The 19,870-nt window shown below is 70.9% G+C and carries 23 protein-coding genes; 8 read left to right on the plus strand and 15 right to left on the minus strand.

Going from position 1 to position 19,870, the window contains the following annotated elements; translation table 11 throughout:
• The first annotated feature begins 458 nt into the window (after window positions 1–458).
• The gene (locus I4J89_RS40115) at window positions 459–1,460 is read left to right on the plus strand and encodes a sigma-70 family RNA polymerase sigma factor (protein WP_196419444.1); all 1,002 of its coding nucleotides are present in this window, start codon (window positions 459–461) and stop codon (window positions 1,458–1,460) included.
• Between the two features lie 72 nt (window positions 1,461–1,532).
• On the opposite strand, the gene I4J89_RS40120 is transcribed toward I4J89_RS40115, so the two are convergent.
• The 3 genes from I4J89_RS40120 to I4J89_RS40130 form a co-directional block, all read right to left on the minus strand.
• Complete coding sequence (locus tag I4J89_RS40120) at window positions 1,533–2,495, minus strand: C40 family peptidase (RefSeq protein ID WP_309238683.1); 963 nt, start codon at window positions 2,493–2,495, stop codon at window positions 1,533–1,535.
• 346 nt (window positions 2,496–2,841) lie between these two features.
• Complete coding sequence (locus tag I4J89_RS40125) at window positions 2,842–3,165, minus strand: DUF3817 domain-containing protein (RefSeq protein WP_196419526.1); 324 nt, start codon at window positions 3,163–3,165, stop codon at window positions 2,842–2,844.
• A 23-nt stretch (window positions 3,166–3,188) separates the two neighbouring features.
• The gene (locus I4J89_RS40130) at window positions 3,189–3,620 is read right to left on the minus strand and encodes a hypothetical protein (RefSeq protein WP_196419445.1); all 432 of its coding nucleotides are present in this window, start codon (window positions 3,618–3,620) and stop codon (window positions 3,189–3,191) included.
• 86 nt (window positions 3,621–3,706) lie between these two features.
• Here I4J89_RS40130 and I4J89_RS40135 point away from each other — a divergent pair, with 86 nt between their 5' ends.
• Window positions 3,707–3,958 carry a DUF6158 family protein gene (locus I4J89_RS40135; protein WP_196419446.1) on the plus strand — a complete coding sequence of 84 codons (252 nt, stop codon included), beginning with the start codon at window positions 3,707–3,709 and terminating at the stop codon, window positions 3,956–3,958.
• Window positions 3,959–3,960: 2 nt separating this feature from the next.
• Window positions 3,961–4,479: a DUF1360 domain-containing protein gene (locus I4J89_RS40140; protein WP_196419447.1), complete on the plus strand. Its 519-nt coding sequence runs from the start codon at window positions 3,961–3,963 to the stop codon at window positions 4,477–4,479.
• Here the strand turns inward: I4J89_RS40140 and I4J89_RS40145 are convergent.
• Window positions 4,476–4,670: a hypothetical protein gene (locus tag I4J89_RS40145; protein ID WP_196419448.1), complete on the minus strand. Its 195-nt coding sequence runs from the start codon at window positions 4,668–4,670 to the stop codon at window positions 4,476–4,478. The genes I4J89_RS40140 and I4J89_RS40145 overlap by 4 nt on opposite strands.
• 288 nt (window positions 4,671–4,958) lie before the next feature.
• On the opposite strand from I4J89_RS40145, the gene I4J89_RS40150 reads away from it, so the two are divergent.
• Complete coding sequence (locus I4J89_RS40150) at window positions 4,959–5,162, plus strand: hypothetical protein (RefSeq protein ID WP_196419449.1); 204 nt, start codon at window positions 4,959–4,961, stop codon at window positions 5,160–5,162.
• 49 nt (window positions 5,163–5,211) lie between these two features.
• On the plus strand, window positions 5,212–6,045 hold the full coding sequence (locus I4J89_RS40155; RefSeq protein ID WP_196419450.1) for a GAF and ANTAR domain-containing protein: 834 nt from the start codon (window positions 5,212–5,214) through the stop codon (window positions 6,043–6,045).
• Between the two features lie 7 nt (window positions 6,046–6,052).
• Here I4J89_RS40155 and I4J89_RS40160 read toward each other — a convergent pair whose 3' ends face one another.
• From I4J89_RS40160 to I4J89_RS40180, 5 genes are all read right to left on the minus strand, one after another.
• Window positions 6,053–6,364: an antibiotic biosynthesis monooxygenase family protein gene (locus I4J89_RS40160; protein WP_196419451.1), complete on the minus strand. Its 312-nt coding sequence runs from the start codon at window positions 6,362–6,364 to the stop codon at window positions 6,053–6,055.
• A gap of 85 nt (window positions 6,365–6,449) precedes the next feature.
• Window positions 6,450–8,129, minus strand: coding sequence for an MDR family MFS transporter (locus I4J89_RS40165; RefSeq protein ID WP_196419452.1), 1,680 nt, complete (start codon window positions 8,127–8,129; stop codon window positions 6,450–6,452).
• A complete protein-coding gene (locus I4J89_RS40170; protein ID WP_196419453.1) occupies window positions 8,126–8,599 on the minus strand; it encodes a MarR family winged helix-turn-helix transcriptional regulator in 474 nt (157 codons plus the stop codon). Before I4J89_RS40170 ends, I4J89_RS40165 begins: the two co-directional genes overlap by 4 nt.
• A 9-nt stretch (window positions 8,600–8,608) precedes the next feature.
• A complete protein-coding gene (locus tag I4J89_RS40175; protein ID WP_196419527.1) occupies window positions 8,609–9,217 on the minus strand; it encodes a class I SAM-dependent methyltransferase in 609 nt (202 codons plus the stop codon).
• 30 nt (window positions 9,218–9,247) lie between these two features.
• Window positions 9,248–9,751 carry a hypothetical protein gene (locus I4J89_RS40180; RefSeq protein WP_196419454.1) on the minus strand — a complete coding sequence of 168 codons (504 nt, stop codon included), beginning with the start codon at window positions 9,749–9,751 and terminating at the stop codon, window positions 9,248–9,250.
• Window positions 9,752–9,954: 203 nt separating this feature from the next.
• On the opposite strand from I4J89_RS40180, the gene I4J89_RS40185 reads away from it, so the two are divergent.
• On the plus strand, window positions 9,955–10,611 hold the full coding sequence (locus I4J89_RS40185) for a response regulator (RefSeq protein ID WP_196419455.1): 657 nt from the start codon (window positions 9,955–9,957) through the stop codon (window positions 10,609–10,611).
• 86 nt (window positions 10,612–10,697) lie between these two features.
• Window positions 10,698–12,056, plus strand: a complete 1,359-nt coding sequence (locus I4J89_RS40190; RefSeq protein WP_196419456.1) for a hypothetical protein — start codon at window positions 10,698–10,700, stop codon at window positions 12,054–12,056.
• A gap of 37 nt (window positions 12,057–12,093) precedes the next feature.
• Here the strand turns inward: I4J89_RS40190 and serA are convergent, their stop codons facing one another.
• Window positions 12,094–13,311: a phosphoglycerate dehydrogenase gene (gene serA, locus I4J89_RS40195; RefSeq protein WP_196419457.1), complete on the minus strand. Its 1,218-nt coding sequence runs from the start codon at window positions 13,309–13,311 to the stop codon at window positions 12,094–12,096.
• Window positions 13,312–13,490: 179 nt separating this feature from the next.
• Window positions 13,491–14,417 carry an aminoglycoside phosphotransferase family protein gene (locus I4J89_RS40200; protein WP_196419458.1) on the minus strand — a complete coding sequence of 309 codons (927 nt, stop codon included), beginning with the start codon at window positions 14,415–14,417 and terminating at the stop codon, window positions 13,491–13,493.
• Window positions 14,418–14,881: 464 nt separating this feature from the next.
• Between I4J89_RS40200 and I4J89_RS40205 the strand changes: the two genes are divergently transcribed.
• Window positions 14,882–15,754: a DMT family transporter gene (locus tag I4J89_RS40205; protein WP_196419459.1), complete on the plus strand. Its 873-nt coding sequence runs from the start codon at window positions 14,882–14,884 to the stop codon at window positions 15,752–15,754.
• Here the strand turns inward: I4J89_RS40205 and I4J89_RS40210 are convergent.
• From I4J89_RS40210 to I4J89_RS40225, 4 genes are read right to left on the minus strand one after another with little or no spacing between them, the layout of a single operon-like run.
• Window positions 15,645–16,820, minus strand: a complete 1,176-nt coding sequence (locus I4J89_RS40210) for a glycosyltransferase 87 family protein (RefSeq protein WP_196419460.1) — start codon at window positions 16,818–16,820, stop codon at window positions 15,645–15,647. The genes I4J89_RS40205 and I4J89_RS40210 overlap by 110 nt on opposite strands.
• A gap of 57 nt (window positions 16,821–16,877) precedes the next feature.
• Window positions 16,878–18,032 carry a hypothetical protein gene (locus I4J89_RS40215; protein ID WP_196419461.1) on the minus strand — a complete coding sequence of 385 codons (1,155 nt, stop codon included), beginning with the start codon at window positions 18,030–18,032 and terminating at the stop codon, window positions 16,878–16,880.
• Between the two features lie 40 nt (window positions 18,033–18,072).
• Window positions 18,073–19,197 carry a sensor histidine kinase gene (locus tag I4J89_RS40220; protein ID WP_196419462.1) on the minus strand — a complete coding sequence of 375 codons (1,125 nt, stop codon included), beginning with the start codon at window positions 19,195–19,197 and terminating at the stop codon, window positions 18,073–18,075.
• Complete coding sequence (locus I4J89_RS40225) at window positions 19,194–19,850, minus strand: response regulator transcription factor (protein WP_196419463.1); 657 nt, start codon at window positions 19,848–19,850, stop codon at window positions 19,194–19,196. The genes I4J89_RS40220 and I4J89_RS40225 overlap by 4 nt, the downstream gene beginning before the upstream one ends.
• Window positions 19,851–19,870: the final 20 nt, after the last annotated feature.

Raw genomic sequence — 19,870 nt, forward strand, 5'->3', positions numbered from 1 at the left:
TCTCAAGAGATGTCACCCGTGTGGGCGAGTGAACTGTGGCGTGGTGTGGCGCATCCTGACCGATGGTCCCGTTCCGGTGCGGAGCACGGGATTTCCTTCAGGCGTTTGTTTCAGGCTCGTCGCGGGCCGGCCGATGCTGCACATGAACCCCGCAGGCGTGAAACCCGTACACGGGGGTGATGAGCGTCGCGGACCCCAGGTGATGCCCGTCGCTGTGACGTTGAGAGGCCGAATGGTGTTATGAAGCGCGCCGAGGGTATCCGCCTGTCTACGGGACGGGCGCCGAGAGCACGCACTCAGGTACCACGCACTCAGGTACCGCGCACTGGGCTCTCAGGTAAGACCCAGGCATTCGTGACACTTTCGACCCACCAGCTGGAATCAGTACAGCCGGCAATTTGTTGTGTAGATGGCAGCCACCGCAATGCACGAGCTGCGGACGTTACGGGAGAGGGCTGATGGACGCAGGTAATGCCCGTAACAGGGTTAGTGACGGCAATGAGGGGACCGTGGGCAACGTGGAGAAGAGCACCGTGATGCGTACCGACCAGGTCGCCGAAGAGCGCGACCTCGTTGGAGTCTACCTGCACGAGATCTCCCGGACGCCGTTGTTGGACGCCGCACGGGAGGTTGAACTCTCCAAGGCAATCGAGGCGGGCCTCTACGCCGAGCACCTGCTCGATCAGGGCGAGGTTCGCCGCGGCGTCAGCCGGGAGGAACTGGAGCGGCTCGTCACCGAGGGCCAGCGCGCGAAGGACCTGTTCATCAGGGCGAACCTTCGGCTGGTCGTCTCCATCGCACGTCGCTACGTGCGGTCCGGCATGCCGATGCTGGACCTGATTCAAGAGGGCAACACCGGTCTGGTCCGCGCGGTCGAGAAGTTCGACTACGAGCGCGGCTACAAGTTCTCGACCTACGCCACCTGGTGGGTGCGGCAGGCGATCAGCCGGGCCATCGCCCAGCAGGAGCGCACCGTCCGGCTCCCCGTGCACCTGGTCGAGGACGTCAACCGGATGCGTAACGTCACCCGCCAGCTCGTCCGTGAGCTGGGCGGCGACCCGGAGCCGGAGCAGGTCGCCGCGGCCCTGGGTGTGACCGTCGAGCGGGTCAACGAGCTCACTCGCTGGGCGCAGGACACCGTCTCCCTGGACACCCCGGTCGGCGACGACGGCGACACCAACCTCGGTGACCTGGTCGCCGACAGCGACGCACCGTCGCCCGAGGAGATCGTGCTGAACGCGCTGGAGCGTCAGCGCATCGAAGGCCTGCTGAACCACCTGGACGACCGGTCGGCAGGCATCATGCGCGCCCGGTACGGCCTGGAGGACGGCCGGGAGCACTCGCTGACCGAGGTGGCCTCGCGCTTCTCGCTCAGCCGGGAGCGGATCCGCCAGCTGGAGATCCAGGCGCTCGGCCGGCTGCGTGAGCTGGCCCGGGCCGAGGGCCTGCAGGCCGCCTGACGCACCACGAACGAGTAACGAAAGGCCGGTGCCCCCGGGATTCGGGGGCACCGGCCTTTCGTCGTACCAGGGTTACTTGATTCGGCCGTAGCCGTTCGGGCTCATGATGTCGATCGTCCGGTGCAGCACGTCACGGCCGGCCGACGGCGCATCGATGATCTTTCCGCCGCCGACGTAGATGGCGACGTGCCCGTTCGAGCGGTAGAACACCAGGTCGCCTGGTTGCAGGTCGGCACGGCTGATCCGGGCCGTGGCGCTGTACTGCGCGGCGGCGTTGTGCGGCAATGACTTGCCCGCCGCGGCCCAGGCCGCCGAGGTGAGACCGGAGCAGTCGTACGAGTTCGGGCCGGCGTCGCCGTAGCCGTACGGCTTGCCGATCTGGTTGAAGGCGAAGGTCACGGCCTTGCCCGCCGAGCCGGGGATGTCCGGGATCTTGCCGGTGTAGCCCCCGGTGTCCTCCGTGGGGCTGCCGTAGGCCTGCTCCCGCAGGTCGTACAGCTTGTCGAGGTCGCCCTCGATCTTCTTCTTGCGGTCGGCGAGTTCCTGGACCTGCGCGGTCTGCTTGTCCTGAGTGACCTTGAGGGCCGCCTTACGCTCGGCGTACGTCTCGGTCGTCTCGGTGAAGGCGTCGATGTCCTGCTGGTTCGCCTGCGCGATCTGCTCCAGATAGGCCATCCGCTGCAGCAGGGTGTCCTCGTCGCCGCTCGCCAGCACGTTGAGCGGACCCACTCGTCCCTGGATGTACGAGGTGGCGGCGATGGTCTTCACCTTGGCGGTGGCGTTCGCGAGAGCGGCCTGGGTCGGCTTCAGCGACGCTTCCAGCTTGACCGTGTCCGCCTTGGTCTTCTTCAGGTCGAGCCGCATCTTGTTGTACGACTCGGTGACGTCCTCGAGCTTCTCCGACGCCGCGTCGATCTTCTTCTTGAGCTCGCTCTTGGACGGGGCCGCGTGTACGGCCGTCGCTCCCGACGTGGTGATCGCGAGCGCTGTCAGCGCGACCACGAGCGCCCGGAGCCGGGTACGGGGGTGTGGCACTGGTCAGGGGCCTTTCTTCCGCTTGGCCGCCCACCGGGGGTGCTGATGCTTGGGTCCAGCAGCGCCGCGGGCGGGAAGAAGGCCCTACCGCTGGTTTCCCGGTTCCGGTCGTGACGGCCGCCACCGGGGGAGGTGGCGGCCGTCACGGAGAGTCGGCGGCGTTGGCCGGCGCCACCCGAGGGTTTGTGGCTGCGGACCGAACCAACCGCATTAACCTATCGACGGAAGAAAAGAAATCAAGACCTGACCGACTGATTTCTACCAATAGCCTGGCTTGCGCTATTAATCCCGATAACCGAGTGTTATTTCGTCGCCGCTGAGCGTTATTTCGGTACGGGATTCCGGACTATTCGCTCAGCGCCGGCTCGTATGCGGAGTTCGGCACCCAGTGGCTGGTGACGCGACGCTCGGCCCAGAACGAGAAGAACGGAATGGTGCCGGCCAGCATCACGATCAGCATCCGGCTGAACGGCCACTTCGCCCGCCGCGCCAGGTCGAAGGTGAGCACCAGGTACACCATGTACAGGAAGCCGTGGAACGGGCCGACCAGCTCGACCACCGTGGGGTTGTCGGCAAGGTACTTCAGTGGCATGCCGATCACCACGAGGAGGATGAGGACCACGCCGACGATCCAGGCGATGATCCGGTAGCGGGTGAGGGCTCCCTGCACGGCGGGTGTCTCCTTGCTCGTCTTCACTGGGGGATGCGGCCGGGGTAGTCGGCGGGCCGGGCCCCGGGATGGGCGGCCAGCCAGGCCAGGTAGTCGTTGTAGGCCTCGAGGGCGGGATCGGTGTCGTCGGCCGGGGCCGCCGGTGCCGCCACCCGGACCGGGCGGCCCAGGGTGATCGGGGCGTCCGCGGAGCGGGGTGCGACCGGAGCCGGCGTCTCGTCAGCGGTGGGCTCGGTCTCGCCGCGAGACCGGCGCCGGGCCAGCTGGATCTCCCGGACCCAGATGAAGACGACGAAGCCTCCGAAGACCGGCCACTGGAACATGTAGCCCCAGCTGATCGAGTTGCCGTCGGTGGCGCGGCTGAACTGCCACCAGCCCAGGCCGAGGCAGGTCGCGGTCAGCACGAGAGCGACGAAATGCCGGGCCATCCACGCCGGAGTCCACAGCCCCTTCATGCCCACGAGCGTACCGGCGCGGGTTTGGCGACCGCCCCCTCGGGCAACCGTGCTTGGCGAGCGAGGCGAACGAACGGAGGTGCACGATGACGGACGCGCGATTCGAAGACGGCGCGGCGGTGGTCTTCGACACCGGCATAGACCCTGCGGGTCTGGCCGACGACGACCTCTTCCGCGAGCTGAGCAGTCTCTACCGGACCCGGCTGCAGACCCTGCGGCACGGTCCCGACGCGGCCCTGGAGAACCATTTCAAGCGGACCGCGGAGCTGGAGACCGAGTACATGGCGCGGTATCCGGGCCGCGAGGTCGACCCCCACCGGCTGACCCAGGACTTCTGAGGATGACTTCTCTTCGCACCAGGGTGGCCCGAGTGGCCCGGGATTACGCACCGCACGACCACCGGCCGCTCGACGGCTACCTCGTCGCGATGGGTGCGTTCGGCGCCCTTGCGGCCAGCCTCGCCGGTGCCGCCAAGCTGAGCGGCCGCCCGTTGCCGGACCGGCCCGCCATGGCGGACGTGGCGCTGTTGTCGATCGCCACTCACAAGCTGAGCCGGCTGGTCGCCAAGGACGCGGTGACCAGCCCGCTGCGTGCCCCGTTCACCCGCTACGCGGAGCCGGCCGGAGCGGCCGAGCTCAACGAGGAGGTACGCGACGGCGGCAGCAGCGTCCGGCACGGCATCGGCGAGCTGATCACCTGCCCGTTCTGCCTCGCTGTCTGGGTGGCCACCGGGCTGACCGGTGGACTGGTGCTCGCACCCCGGCTGACCCGGCTGGCGGCGACCGCGCTCACCGCGACGGCCGTCTCCGACTTCCTCCAGATGGCGTACTCGATCGCCAAGGAGAAGGCGGAGGGCTAGATCGACCGCAGGGCCTCGGCGGCCTCGTCCTGGGCGTACTCGCCTTCGGGCAGGGCGTCGATGCGGGTCAGCAGGGCCGCCGGGAGGTCCGAGGCGATCGCCCGGCGTTGCAGGTCGCCGCTGGTCAGGCGCTCTTGCGCGTCGTACGCGGCGTCGAGGAACTCGTCCAGCACACGGATGTCGTCGGTCACGGCACGGCTCTACCCGTACCGCCGCCGGGCAAACCCGGAGGCTGTAATCCAGGTCACATACGCTCCAGGAATCCCGGTGACGTGCCGACAGTTGTGAACAGATGCCGGTGTGCCCAGTGTCCCCGGGCCTCACCCTAAGCCTTCACGGAGTTCCGTTCGGCTGGAGCCGTGTCGCGCCACTCGCCGCGAGGCGACCTGCACACCGGCATCTACATCCGCGCCGCGCCCCCGGCCCACCCGGGGGCGGCGCCCGGTTTGCCCCCAACCCGCCCCGGGGAAACATCAACCATGACCGACGAACGGACCGGACGACGCGCCGCCGATCTGCTGCCGGAGGAGACGGCGTCGGGCAGTGCCGACCCGCGTGCCCAGGCCGAGGCGATCCTCGCCGACTCCGACGAACGCGAGGACGACCCCGGCGCGGCACCGGACTCATTTCTCGAAAGACGTCGCTCGGACGAGACGGTTTATCCGGACAACAACCCTCGATAGGGGCACCTGGCCGCCCACCGTTCTTGATCGACGTGGCAATATCCGTCCAGTGTCCGTCCCGCAACGTCGCATCCCGGCCGTGCAACGCGGCGCCCGTCTGACCCGGCGCGTGCCCGCCGAGAGCACGTCCACGTCCGACGTGGTCCGCTGGATCGCGGGTGGACCGGGCCGCGGCCGGAGCAGACGCCAGGCTCCACTCGCCGCGTCCGGCGGACCGCACTCGGTCGAGCTCGCCGGGCTGCTGCATGAACTGACCGTCCGGCTGCTCTCCGCCGACCGGCTCGGGCAGGCACTGGACCGGCTCGCGGTCTTCGGCGCGAGCGCCCTGCCGGGCGTCGCGCGCTGCTCGGTCGCTCTGATCGGCGAAGGCGGGCCGCTCACCCGGGCCGGTGCCGGCGCGGCGGGGGAGACCTTCGACGAGCAGATGTACGCCCGGAGCACCGGTCCCGGACTGGAGGCGGCCCGGACCCGCTCCCTGGTCGTCTCCGGTGACCTGGCCGATGACGAGCGCTGGCCCGAACTGGGCGGCGCGGCCCGGGTCGCCGGGGTCCGCGCGGTCCTGGCGGTCCCGCTCGACGTGCGCCGCTCCTCGGTGGGTGCGCTCAGCCTCTACCTGGGCCGGGCCGGTGACATCGACCCGGAACTGCTGCTCACCGCGATGGCGGTGGCCGGACAGGCGGAGGTGCTGCTCGGCGAGTTGCAGCGGCGGGAAGGGCTGTCCGAGGGCGCCGAGGTGGACCGGGCGGTCGGCGTGATCATCGCTCAGCGCGGGTGCGGCGTGCAGGAGGCGTACGCGATCCTCCAGGAGAGCGCCCAGCGTCTCGGGCTGGACCGGCGCAGCGTCGCCGAGCGGCTGCTGATCGCAGCCGCCCGCAACGCCTGAGCTTGGTTTACGAGGTCGGCTTGTCCACGTGCTGGACGACCTCGAACTCCAGCAGGCTGGCTCCGGTGGCTACCGGCCGGCTGCGCTCGCCGGCGTGTGCCTCCTTGGCGCTGCCGTTCGACCAGGCCTGGAACGCCTCCTCCGACTCCCAGCGGGTGTAGACGAAGTAGCGGTTCTCGCCGGCCACCGGGCGCAGCAGTTCGAAGCCGAGGAAGCCCGGGGAGTTCTCCACCGCGCCGTGCCGGGCCGCGAAACGCTTCTCCAGCTCGGGGCCGGCGCCTTCGGGGACTTCAATCGCGTTGATCTTCACAACAGCCATGCGGTCACGCTACTGCGCACACCTGAGAGCGGGAGTCGCGACGCGGGGTACGGGGACTGTGCTCCGCCCGTACCCCGAATGGGTTTTATCCGGCCTGCGGGCCGGAACCCGGACCTGGCACGCCCGCGCCCTTCTCGGCCTGAAGCGCGTCCTCGGCGCGCGCCTGTTGCGCCGAGCGCTGCGCCAGCGGCAGCTCCGGCAGGAAGAAGACCACGACCAGGCCGATCAGCATCACGGCGAAGGCCATCAGATAGACGACGTGCACGCTGTCCGAGAAGCCGACCTTGAACGGGTGCGCGATCACGTCGGAGAGCTGGTCCAGGAACGACGTGTCGTTGAGCGCGTCGCTGCTGGTGGCGCGCTTGAGCAGCTCCTGCTGCGCGGGGTCGGCCTGCAAGGCGGCCTGGAACTCCGGGGTCTGCTGAGCGGCGGTGAACCGGTCCCGGATGTTGCCCGGCAGCACGTTGAAGAGCACCGAGAGGAAGACCGCGGTGCCCAGCGTGCCGCCCATCGAGCGGAAGAAGGTCACCGCGCCGGTGGCCGTGCCGATCTCCCGGGGCGAGACCGCGTTCTGCACCGCGGTGATCATCGGCTGCATGTTGCTGCCCAGGCCGAGGCCCATCAGCACCATCACCAGCATGGTCTGCCAGAGCGGGGTGTCCGCGCCGACCAGCGAGAAGAGGAAGAGCGCGACGACCATCAGGACGCTGCCGACGATCGGGAAGATGCGGTAGCGGCCGGTCCGGGAGATCAGCTGGCCGGAGACGATCGAGCCGGCCATGATGCCCACCACGAACGGGATCATCTGGAGGCCGGCCATGGTGGCCGAGGAACCCTTCACGATCTGCAGGTAGAGCGGGACGGTCATCAGACCGCCGAACATCGCCATGCCGAGGATCGTGCTGGAGACGGAGCCGACCGCGACCGTACGGTTGCCGAAGAGCCGCAGCGGCAGCAGCGCCTCCTCCTTGTACGCCCGCTCGGCCAGGATGAACCCGATCAGGCCGAGCACACCGATCACGTAGCAGGTGATCGCCTTCCCGGAGTCCCAGCCCCAGTCCCGGCCCTGCTCGGCGACGGTGAGCAGGGGCACCAGACAGAGGATCAGGGTCATCGCGCCGGGCCAGTCGATCCGGTGGTCGACCCGGTGGTGCGGCAGATGCAGCACCTTGGCGACCACCGCCATGGCGGCGATGCCGATCGGCACGTTCAGGTAGAACACCCAGCGCCAGCCGTCCACCCCGAGGATCTTGTCGGCGCCGGCGAAGAAGCCGCCCAGGATCGGGCCGAGCACGCTGGCGGTGCCGAAGACGGCGAGGAAGAAGCCCTGGTATTTGGCGCGCTCGCGGGGCGGAACGATGTCGCCGATGATCGCCAGAGCGAGCGACATCAGACCGCCGGCCCCGATGCCCTGGACCGCCCGGAAGGCGGCGAGCTGCCACATGTTGTCGGAGAGGCCGCAGAGGAACGACCCGACGATGAAGACGCCGATGGCGAAGAGGAAGAACGGGCGCCGGCCGTAGATGTCCGACAGCTTGCCGTAGAGCGGCGTGGAGATCGTCGAGGTGATCAGGAACGCCGTGGTCGCCCAGGCCTGGAGGTCGAAGCCCTGCAGGTCGTCGGCGATGGTCCGGGTCGCGGTCGCCATGATCGTCTGATCGAGGGCGGCCAGGAACATGCCCATCATCAGACCGCCCAGGATCGTCAGGATCTGGCGGTGCGTGAACTCCACCGGTGGGGCGGCTGCTGGGCTGGGGTGGCTCACGGAATCTCCCGTGGGGATGCGGTGGGATCGGTGCGTATTAGCGCCTCGATCGAGCTGTTGAACTCTTCGAAGAGGTCGGTGAAAGCGGTGATCCGCTCGGCCGGCCAGTCGTTCAGCGCGTCGCCGAGCAGCGCCACGCGGGCAGCCCGGAGCCGCTCGCAGGCGGCCTCGCCGGCCTCGGTGACCGCGAGCCGGGAAGCACGGCCGTCCACCGGGTCGGCCTCGCGGCGGGCCAGGCCCGCCTTGACCAGCTGGGCGACCTGCCGGCTGATCGTCGACGGGTCGGCCTGCTTGATCTCGGCGAGGTCGGTGACCCGCATCGGGCCCGACGACTGCAACGGAAGCAGCAGCATCAGCGCGGAGAACTCGGCGCCGAGGTCGCCGGTCTTCAGCATGCCCCGGAACCGCGTGCCCATCCTGATGAACCGCACGATCTCGTCGGCAAGTCGGGTGGTGTCCTGCTCGTGCATGGTTGTACCTTACAAGTTGTTGCGTGGTGAACGCATCTTCCAGACGCCGGTCCGCAGCGACTCGGTCTCCTCGAGAGCGGCCGGGACCGGAACCACGTACTCGGTCACCAGCTCGAAGAGCCGGTCCGGGAAATACCCCCGGCCCGGGTCCCCAACCAGCACCGACGCGCCGCGCCGGCTCGCCGCGCGCAGCAGCGAGGTCATCGGCGGTGCGACCGCCGGGCTGTAGAAGACGTCGCCGGCGAGTACCACCTCCGGGTCGGCCACCCGCTCGGCGAGCGTCACCCGGTTGGCGGCGGCGTTGCGGTGAGCGGCGGCCACCGCGGCGGGATCGATGTCCGACGCCTCGACCGCCGAGGCCCCGCACCGGGCGGCGGCGATCGCGGCCACCCCGGAACCGGTGGCGACGTCGCGTACCCGGCGGCCGGCCACCTCCTCCGGACGATCCAGCAGGTAGCGGGCGAGCGCCTGGCCGCCGGCCCAGGCGAAGGCCCAGAACGGCGGTGGCTCGTCGCTGCGGAACTCGCCGCCGGTCAGGTCGAACAGCCCGACCGGGCGGTCGACGAGGTGAAGCGAGATCTCCGGGGCGAGCGGAACGGGTTGCAATGTGATCGGCAGCACCCCGCGATTGTCTCCGGGGCGCCTCGATCAGATCGGCTGGGCGGCGCTTTCCGGGCGCTTTTCCGGGTTCGCCATGACGAGCTTCGCGCGGTACTCGGCGCGCGCCTCGGCGGCCCAGGGCGCGCACTCCTCCTCCAGCAGGGGCCGGGAGGCGAGGAAGGCGGCGGCGCTGAGCGGGCGGGCGGCGCGCTCGGGGGAACGGCCGGCGGCGGCGGTGATCAGCGCGTCGAAGGTGGCGACGTCGACGCGTACGCGCTCGGGAGCCAGGCGGAAGAGGCCTCGGTGCCCGGTGACGACCGATTCGCTGCCCCGGACATCCGGCTCCAGCCGCTCGCGCAGCACCCGCAGGTCGTCCTTCACCGTGGCCGGAGCGATACCCAGCGTGTCGGCCAGCTCCACAAGCGACAGCTCACCCCGCAACGCGAGCAGCGCGAGCAGGTGACGCGGGCGCTCGCCACCGAAGTCGTCACCGGAGAGGCGGATGCCCCGGGTGCGGACCTCGATACGGCCGAAGAGCTGGATGTCGAACATGATCAAAAACTTTGCGGCCGGTGGCCAGGCGGCGGCAAGCCCCAATGCGAGGGGGTATCTCGGCCGAAAGACTGGTTATCGCATCCGCTTGGCGTCATCCTTCTGTCGGCCGTACTGAACGGGCACCTGTTGGTAGGTCAGGGTTCCTGGCGGGTAATCCTTAGACTGCGCGGAGCCCGCCGGGCGAAAGGGGAAGGTGACGTATGGACAGCGACGAGGCGATCCGAGTGCTCGTCGTCGACGGTCACCAGACCTTCGCCGAGCTGCTAGGACACGCTCTGGCCGGGCAACCGGACCTGCGGTGTGTGGGGCATGCGCGTACCGGGGCGGAGGCGCTGCAACTCTCCGCCGAGCTCGTGCCGGACGTGATCCTGCTCGATCCGGAACTGTCCGATGCCGACGGGATCGCCATCACCGAGCTGATCCGGGTGCGCCAGCCCGACACACGTGTGGTGATCCTCACGGCGAGCGAGGAGCAGGCGCTCGTACGACGGGCCACGGCCGCCGGTGCCGCCGGATTCCTGTCGAAGAACGGTGCGCTCGGTGACGTACTGAACGCGCTGCGCACCGCGCACGGCGGCGGGATGACCGTGTCCACCGACATCCTGGCCCGGCTGCTGCGCAGCACCACCCCGGTGAGCGCGCCGCGCGGCGGTGGTCTCACCGCCCGCGAGGACGAGGTGTTGCAGCTGATGGCGGCCGGTTTGGACGCACGTGCGGTGGCTCGCAGGCTGGGCATCAGCGTGCACACCTGCCGTGGATACCAGAAGGCGGTTCTGGCCAAACTGGGCGCGCACAGCCAGCTCGAAGCGGTCGCGATCGCCACCCGGCGCGGACTCGTCCGTCCTGACCCGCGGTAAACCTTCCGATCACTCATCCGACAGGCGGTTCCGTCCGTACTCCTTGCGGGGGCGTCATTCACGGGCGCTGGGGCAGGGAGGAAGCAGTGGACCGTACCGCTGTCGACACGTCGTCCGATCCGGTCGTGACCGGGGTCGCCGCCGAGGAGAGCTCGGCCGGGTCCGCGTTACCCCGACGCCGGCCGCGGGCCGAGAAACCGGCCGAACCGGCGGAGCCGGCGGTGAACTGGTTCGGCGATTCGGCGGGTGCCGCCGAGGCGCCGTCGGTGTCGGTGTCGCCGGTGTCGCCGGAAGCTTCCGAAGCTCCGCGGGCTACGCCGGAGTTCGGGCCGGCTTCGCCGGGCGGGCCGGGGCGCACCTCGTTCGGTTTCAGCGATGGGCCGATCGGGGGCGTGCGTCCGGCCGTGCTGCCGATCCGAGCTCCTGACGTTTCAGTGGTCTCCGCCGAGCCGGCTGCTCCTTCTCCTGCTCCTTCTCCTGCTTCTGATCGGGCTCCCTGGGAGCCGGTTCCGTTCGAGCCGGCCGGGCCCCGGGCGACGAGCGTGGACGGCTGGGCCACCCCCGCGGTATGGCCGGAGAGCGACCGGATCGCCCCGGCCTGGTCCGATGACAGTGCGGACCAGCGCCCGGCCGGCCGCAACGAGCCGGCGGTGTGGAGTGACACCCCGGCCGCGCCGCCCACGCCCCGGCGGCAGTCCCGGCTGGTCACCTTCGGCATGGGGCTGCTCGGCGCGGTGGCGGTCGCGGTCATCGCCCTCACCGGGGTGGTCTACTACACCGGCCCGGACACCGAGATCAGCGAGATGCTCCAGCTCGGAACCGGCGGCACCGACGAACGGGTCGTGAGCGGCCCGCTGGACGGCCGTACCGTGGCCACCTTCGAACTGCTCGCGGCCACCGACCGAGTCCGGCTGAGCATCGCGGACCTGGGCACGGACCTGTACCGGATCAGCACCGCGGAGGGCGCGGGCATCCGGCCCAATCCGGGGGTCCGCGACGACCTGGTGACCCTGGACCTGGCTCGGGACGAGGCGGGCACCGGCGGTGAGGTCGAGGTGGTGCTGAGCGCGAAGGTGCGCTGGGCGCTGCGCTTCTCCGGGTACGCCGCGGAGCGGATCGTCGACCTCAGCGACGGGCGGGTCACCCGCATCGAGATGGTCGGTGGGACCCGGCGGGCCGACATGACGTTCGCCGAGGCGTCCGGGACCATTCCCATGAAGATCACCGGCGGTATCGAGGAGCTGGTGCTGCGGGCTCCGGTGGACAACCCGATCCGGGTTCGGGTCGGTGGCGGGGCGGGGACTGTGACGGCCGGTTCGCGTACGCTGCGCGACCTGCCACCCGGCGCCACGCTGACACCCAAGGACTGGCAGAAGGCCAACCGCTACGACGTGGACGCCGTCTCCGCCATCACCCTGCTGACCGTGGAGGAGAAGAAGCCGTGACCGGTGCGACGGATCGCCGCACCGGTCCGGATCCCGGTCAGGACAGGACGCGCAGCCGTACGGTCTGCTCCATCGCGCGGAGCTGCTCCAGCACCTCGTCGCTGTAGCCGCGGGCGATGTCGGTGATCAGGTAGCCGTACTCGCCGCGGGTGCTGAGCATCTGGCCCTCGACGTTGACACCGTGCTCGGCGAGGATCCGGTTGACCTGGGCCAGCACGCCCGGGGTGTTCTTGTGCATGTGCACGATGCGGTGCATGCCGGGCAGCTCGGGCAGGGTCACGCCGGGCAGGTTGACGCTCAGCGTGGTGTTGCCCTCGGTCACGAACTTGGCCAGCTTGTTCGCCACGAACCCGCCGATGTCCGACTGGGCCTCCTCGGTCGAACCGCCGATGTGCGGGGTGAGGATGACGTTCGGCAGGCCGCGCAGCTCGGACAGGAACTCGTCTCCCCGGCCCTTCGGCTCCTTGGGGAAGACGTCGACGGCGGCGCCGGACAGGTGCCCGCTCTTCAGCGCGTCGCGCAGGGCCAGGTGGTCGACGACGATGCCGCGGGACAGGTTGAGGAACAGGCTGCCCGGCCGCATCTTGGTGAACTGCTCGGCGCCGAAGAAGCCGGCGTTGCCCGGGCGCCCGTCCACGTGCAGGGTGACGATGTCGCTGGTCTCCAGCAGCTCGTCCAGGCTGGCGCAGCGGTGCGCGTTGCTCAGCGCCAGCTTGTCGGCGGTGTCGTAGAACGAGACCGACATGCCCAGGTTCTCCGCGAGCACCGACAGCTGCGTGCCGATGTTGCCGTACCCGACGATGCCGAGACGGCGGCCGCGGATCTCGTGCGCGCCATCGGCCGACTTGTCCCAGACGCCGGTGTGCATCAGCGCGTTCTTCTCGGTCAGCCGCCGGGTCAGCGCGATGATCTCGGCGATGGCCAGCTCGACCACCGAGCGGGTGTTGGAGAACGGGGCGTTGAAGACGGCGACGCCACCGGCGGTGGCGGCCGGCAGATCGATCTGGTCGGTGCCGATGCAGAACGCGCCGATACCCACGAGCTTGTCGGCGGCCTCCAGCACCTTCGCCGTCACCTGGGTCTTGGAGCGGATGCCCAGCAGGTTCACCCCGCGGATGCGCTCGATCAGCTCGACCTCGTCGAGCGCGTTGCGCACGGACTCGACCTGGAAGCCGTCCTCCTCCAGACGGGACACCGCGTCGGGGTGGATGCTCTCCAACAGCAGGACTCGCACCTTGGCCTGGTCGATCATCATCTTCCGTTCCATGTTTCGGTTGGCCGCCCGGGCCGCCACGCCGAAGCCCAGTTCACAGGGCGTCAAGCCTAGTCTCCCGGCGAGCCGGGCCCGGTGCGGTGTGCCTGAGGTCCCATCTGCCGGTCAACCCGTCAACTGTTACGGGCAGGCAGCGGGTGTGGTTCAGTTCCGTTTCGGTGCTATCGCCCGGTCAGGGCTTCTCGTAGCCAGGGCAACAGGGCGTCGCCCTGGAAACGCTGGAAGGCCCGGACCGTGGGCAGGCCGGGTGGCGGCGGGCGCCGGGACTGCCGCTGGAAGTAGCCGGCCACGCCGGCTATCACGTCCACCGCGGCGTCGTGGTCGACGCCGTCGAGGGCCCGGGACGGGTCGCCGCCGTGCACGATCACGTTCAGCGCGAGGAGCACCGTGTCCAGCCAGGCCGGACCCAGGCAGCCCCAGGGCCAATCGACGACGATGATCCGGCCGTCCTCGCGTACCAGCATGTTGTCGGCCCGGATGTCGCAGTGCACGAGGGTGTCGCCGGCCGAGATCGCCGCGACGCCGCGCCGTGCGGCGTCGCGCAAGATGTCCAGGTGCCGCAGGGCCCACGGGTCGAGGTCCGTCGGCGGGCCGGCGGCCAGCGTCTCCCAGCCGCCGAAGTCGGGGGCCAGGTGGTCGGTCGCCCTGGGCAGGCCGGGAAGCGGCGCCGGCGTGAGCGCGGCCGCCAGGTCGCGCAGCGCGGTCACGGCCGCATCGATCTCGGGCGCGATCCATGGGGTACGCGGATGCGCGCCGGCCACGTCCTCCAGGATCAGCACCACCCAGTCGCCGTCGTCGAAGCCGCCCATCAGCCGAGGCACCGGTGCGTGCGCGGGAAGTGCGGCGGTGATCCGCAGTTCCCGGCGGGCCATCTCGGCCGAGTCCCGGTTGAGTGCCGGGGTCACCGCCTTGACGAACGCCGCCTGCCCGGAGGCCGTGCGCACCCGGTCGGCGGTGCCCGGTGAGAACCCGCCGGGCTGTGATCGTGCCTCGGTCACCGGGCCGCCGCCGATGATCCCCTCGACCCGGTGCCGGACCGGGGCGGGCAGATCCGCCCAGCGGATCCGGGCGCCGCTCGCTGTGACCATGCCCGGGATGGTGGCAGGCCACGGGCCGGGCACGAAACGGAATTCTCATGCCGTGGGGACCGGCCGCCCGGGAAATGTCATACCGGCGCGCGAAGATGCGGGCATGTTCATCGACGGCTCTGAGTCGGCGGTCCGTGACTGGCGGGCCGATCTTCGTGAGCGCGCCGCGGAGGCGGCACTGCGCCGGGCGACCCGCGCAGCCGCACGGCGCTCGGCCGCACGGCGACGTGCGCACGGCCTGGTGGAGCGAAACGCGGCACGACGGGCACGGGCCAGGGCTCGCGCGGCGCCGCGCCATGCGGATGAGTAGTTCGTCCGCTTTGCGGCGGTCACCTTTTCCCTGGTCGGTATGTTCAATGGAGCGAGGTTCGCGCGATCGGGTGACTCCGAGGCCGCGGCTCGAGCGTTCGGGGCCAGGGCCGTGGGTCGGCGGCCGGTGATCCGGCGGGCAGCGAGGTGGGGCGATGGGATCGCTGGGGTGGGCTGTCGGGCTCTCCCTGCTCTCGGCGGGTGCCTACGCCGCTGCCGCCGTCGCCCAGGAGCGTCTCGCCGAGCACGGCCATCGTGGCTGGTCCCGGTGGGCCGTCGCGCTGCTGCTCACCGGGACCGGGGTGTCGCTGCACGTCCTCGCGCTGAACTTCGGGACGGTCGCCGTGGTGCAGGCACTCGGCACGCTGACGCTGCTCTTCGCGCTACCCATCGAGGTGATCCGCTACCACACCCGGATCAGCCGGGCGGCCTGGGTCGACGCGGGCCTGACCGTGGCCGGCCTGGCCGCGGTCCTCTCCTTGTCGGTGGAGTCGGAGGGACCGGCGCTGCTCACCGAGCGGGACGCCCGGGGTCTCGCGTCGGTCACCGCGGCGGCGGTCTTCGTCTGTACGCTGGCCGCCTGGCGGGCCGGTCCGCGAGCCCGCGCGATGTTGCTCGCTGCGGCGTCGGGCACGGCGTTCGGCATCGCCTCGGTGCTGTCCAAGGCGGTGCTCGCCTCGTTCACCACCGGCGGCGCGGGCACGGTGTCGGGCGTCGCCGTGGGGATGGTCGTGGCTTTCGCGACCACCGGTTACCTGCTCGGCCAGCTGTCGTACCGGGGTGCCGGCCTGGCCACCCCACTGGCCACCGTGAGCGTGACGAACCCGCTGGTCGCCGCGCTGGCCGGGGTGGTGCTGTTCGGCGAGAGCGTCCGGTTCGGGGCCACCGGGCTGGTCGCGGCCGGCGTGGCCGCCGCGGTCATGGGCTGGGGAGTGGTCGGCCTGGCCCGGCGGACCGCGGGTACGGGGACGGGCTCGCGGCAGCCGTCGGACGGTCCCGCGCCCACCCGGCAGTCGACGGCCGGTTAGCGGGTTCGTGTCGGGCCGGGCTTCGGGTCGGGAGCAGCAGGGCGAGAGCGATGGCCAGCAGGAGGCGGGACTCGCGCAGCGGTGTCCAGGCGAGGGCGGTGACCGGCGCCAGCATGACGGTCAGGACGGCGACGCGGGCCGGGCGGATCAGCGGCAGGAAGGCGGCGAGCACCAGCCAGACCTGGTGATGCGTCCAGGAGACCGGGGAGAGGACGACGCCGGCCGCGCCGGTGATGACGAGCGCGGTCCGGGGGTCGCGGAGCCCGGCGACCCGCCACAGTGCGATCGCGGCGATCGTTCCGGCCAGGAGCGTGGCGAGCAGCGGGCGATGCGGCACGTCGAGGCGGAGCAGCGCGCCGTTGAGGGACTGGTTGCCGACCGAGGTGATGAAGCCCAGGCGGGACACGTCGTGGACCTCGGTGCCCCAGTATCGCCAGGAGTCCTGGGGGAGGAGGACGCCGGCGAGTGTGGTGCACGCGAGGAACGTGGCGGTGGCGACCGCGGCGGCGCGCCGGCGGCCGGTGAGCCAGAGCATCGGTATGAAGATCAGCGGAGTCAGCTTGACGGCCGCCGCGAGTCCGATCAGGACACCCTGGTGGCGGCTGTGCCGCAGGGCCAGTACGTCGGTGGTGACTAGGACGGCCAGCAGCAGACTGACCTGGCCGTAGCGGAAGTTCGACGAGACCGGCGCGGAGAGCATCAGCACGAGGGCGAGCCAGGGCGCTGCCCGTCGGTCGAACAGCCGGGCCAGAGCGACGGCGGCCAGGCCGGTGCCCAGTGTCCAGGCCGCATACAGCACCGTGAGCGGCAATTGGGCTGGGACGAGCAGGAACAGCGCGGCGAACGGCGGGTAGGTGAAGGGTGCGTTGCCGTTGCGGATGTAGTCGTAGAGGCTGCCGCCGTCTCGCAGGGTGTCGAGGGCGCCGAGGTACACCTGGAGGTCGGTGAGGCGCAGGGATTCCGGGCGTCGGAGTGCGATGACGCCCGTTGCCACCGCCACGAGCGCGGCCGGTGCCCAGAGGAGGAGGGGGTGGTGACGCTCGTTCCGGCGTGCTCCACTGATCATTGTTGTTTCCCTACATAGGGTGCCGCAAGGGGTGATTTCCGCGGCGCGGTCAGTGGGTCAGGCTCGCCGCTCGCGCGCGGCCAGGTGGTGTGCGATCAGCAGGGCCACGGCGAAGGCGAGCGCGGCGCGGCCGGCGGGGTGGGCGAGGAAGCCGAACCCGAACACCATCGAGTTGTCGACGAGCCGGGGCAGGGCCGCCTCGGCGGCGACGGCGCGTGGCATGTGCCCGGCCAGGAGCAGGACCGCGGCGGCAGTCCCGGAGGCAGCGACGATCAACGGATCGGCGCGGCCGTGAAGGCGTGCGATCAGGGGGCTCGCCGCGCGACCTGGGCGGCGGGAAGGGGTGAGCGCGGCCGCGCACAGGAAGGCTGAGCAGAGCAGCAGCGGCCCGCTGAGTGCCGCGGTGTTGGCCAGCAGGATGTCGGAGGCATGGAACGCCGGTCCGGAGCCGGGCAGGCCGCTGATCGCGGGCTGCCCGCCCGCGAAGTACGTACCGAAGCCGCCGGTGCCGCCGGGCAGCATGGCCAGCGGGAACCAGGCCGGCGCGGATCCGCTGGAGAGGCCCAGCGTGGCAGCCGCGTGCAGCGAGCCCGCGGCGGCGGCCGTGTGGAGGGCCAGCAGGCCGCCGCCGACCGCGACCACCGCGGCCCGGCGGGTACGTCCGGCGGCGCGGAGCCGGACAGCAGCCCAGCTGCTCATGGCGGTCACCGCGGTCCAGGTCGCGACCGCGGGAGTCACGTCCCGCCAGCCCATGAACGGCATGACCGGGGTCTCGTTGCCGGCCAGCAGGAACGCATACGCCGCCGCGCCGATCAGCAGTGTGGCCGGGACCGGCCGGCGCGGCCGCCAGCGCGCCCCGGCACCGGCCATGAGCAGCATCGCCACGGCGAGCAGGGCGCCGACCAGGGTCGCCTCACCGGACCAGGGCAGCCGTGTCTCGGCCCGGTGCAGGGCCAGATGGACACCGTTGAAGAGGGCCGCCGAGAGCAACACGACCAGCATGGCCGCCGTGCCGGCGCGAGCCACCGCGGCGGCACGCGGCATGCCGGACGCCGAAGTGATGGCGAGGCTGCCGGCGAAGGTGAGCATGCGCCACGGCCGGCCGCGCAGGCTCGCGAGCTCAGCGCTCCACTCCTGGTGCATGCCGGCCGGCCATCGCCGGGCGGCCAGGCGGAGCAGAACGTGGGCCACACGCTCGGCGACAACGGGCATGTCGGAACTCTACATAGCCTTGGCCAGCATCGGAAGACCCTCACAACGCCCGAGGCAGCATCACGGTGACGGTCAGGCCACCTTCCTCACGGGCGTCGGCATGGACGTCGCCTCCGTGCGCCCGGGCCACCGCCCGGACGATGGAGAGGCCGAGACCGACGCCGGGGGAGGCGAGGCGTTCCGCGCCGTACCGGTGGAACGGTTCGAACAGGCCGGGCACTTCGTACCGGGGGACGACCGGGCCGGAGTTGGCGACCTGCAACTCGACCCAGCCGTCGGTGCGGGTCCGGGTCGCCACGCTCACCCAGCCGCCGGCCGGGACGTTGTGCCGCACGCCGTTCTCCACCAGGTTCTGCACCAGCCGCTCCAGCAGAACCGGGTCACCGAGCACGGCGGCCTCGCCCGGCTCGGTCAGGACCTTGACCGATTCGGACTCCGAGACGGCGACGTGCTCCACGATGTCGGCCAGGTCCACGTAGGAGCGCTCGGTCACCTCCCGGTCCGAGCGGGCCAGCAGGAGCAGCCCGTCGATCAGCCGCCCGTGCCGGTCGTTGATGGCGAGCAGGGTGGCGCCCAGCTGGCGTACCTCGGGGGAGGCCGTCGACGGGGCGAGCGCGACCTCCAGCAGCGTCCGGTTCAGCGTGAGCGGGGTGCGCAGCTCGTGCGAGGCACTCGCGATGAACCGCCGCTGCCCGTCGAACGAGTGGTCCAGCCGGGCCAGCATCAGGTCGAAGGTGTCCGCCAGCTGCTTGATCTCGTCGTCCGGACCGGCCAGGGCGATCCGCTCGTGCAGGCCCCGATCGGCGGCCGGGGACTCGGCGATGCGGCGCGCGGTCGCGGTGATCTGGTTCAGCGGCTGCAGCAGCCGGCCGGCGATCAGCCAGCCCAGCGCGATGGTCGCGGCGCTCACCACGGCCAGGGCGATCGCTCCCTGAGTGAGCAGGGCATGCAGGGTGTCGGCGCGGGTGCCCTCGACGATCTCCCGGACGTACGTCTCCCCGTTGGGCGGCGGTGGTGCGGCGGCCTCGCCGGCGATGGAGGTCCGCATCGCACCGGGCGCGTCCCGGCCCAGCAGGACGTAGATGGCACCCAGCAGCACCAGGCCGGCGAGCAGGAACAACCCGCCGTAGACGAGGGTGAGCCGGCCGCGCACGGTGAGTTTCATCGGATCCGGTACCCCACTCCCGGCTCGGTCAGCACCACCGGCGGATCACCCAGTTTGCGGCGCAGTTTGAGGATCGTCATCCGTACCGCGTGGGTGAACGGGTCGGCGTTCTCGTCCCACGCCTTCTCCAGCAGCGTCTCCGCGGAGACCGCCGTGCCGTCGGCGCGCAGCAACTCGGCCAGCACCGCGAACTCCTTGCGGGACAGCGGCACGTAGCGCCCGTCCCGGTGTAACTCCCGCCGGTACGGGTCCAGGCTGATCCCGGCCCGTCGCAGAATCGGCGGCGCGGCCGGTCGGGCCCGCCGCCCGAGTGCCGCCACCCGCGCGGACAGTTCCCGGAAGGCGAACGGTTTCGGCAGGTAGTCGTCGGCGCCGAGGGCCAGCCCGGTGACCCGGTCGTCCACCCCGGCGGCCGCGGTCAGCATCAGCACCCGGATGTCGGCCTTGCGTTCGGCGAGCACCTGGCACACCTTGTCGCCGTGCACGACTGGTACATCCCGGTCCAGGACCACCACGTCGTAGTCGTTGACGTCGATCCGTTCCAGGGCGGAGCCGCCGTCGTAGACGACGTCGACCGCGTGGGCCTCGTGCCGTAGCCCCTGCGCCACTGCGTCGGCGAGCAGCGGCTCGTCCTCCACCACCAGGATCCGCATGCCCCCATACTGGCCCGCCG

It is taken from the genome of Actinoplanes aureus (assembly GCF_015704865.1).
Lineage (GTDB): Bacteria > Actinomycetota > Actinomycetes > Mycobacteriales > Micromonosporaceae > Actinoplanes > Actinoplanes aureus.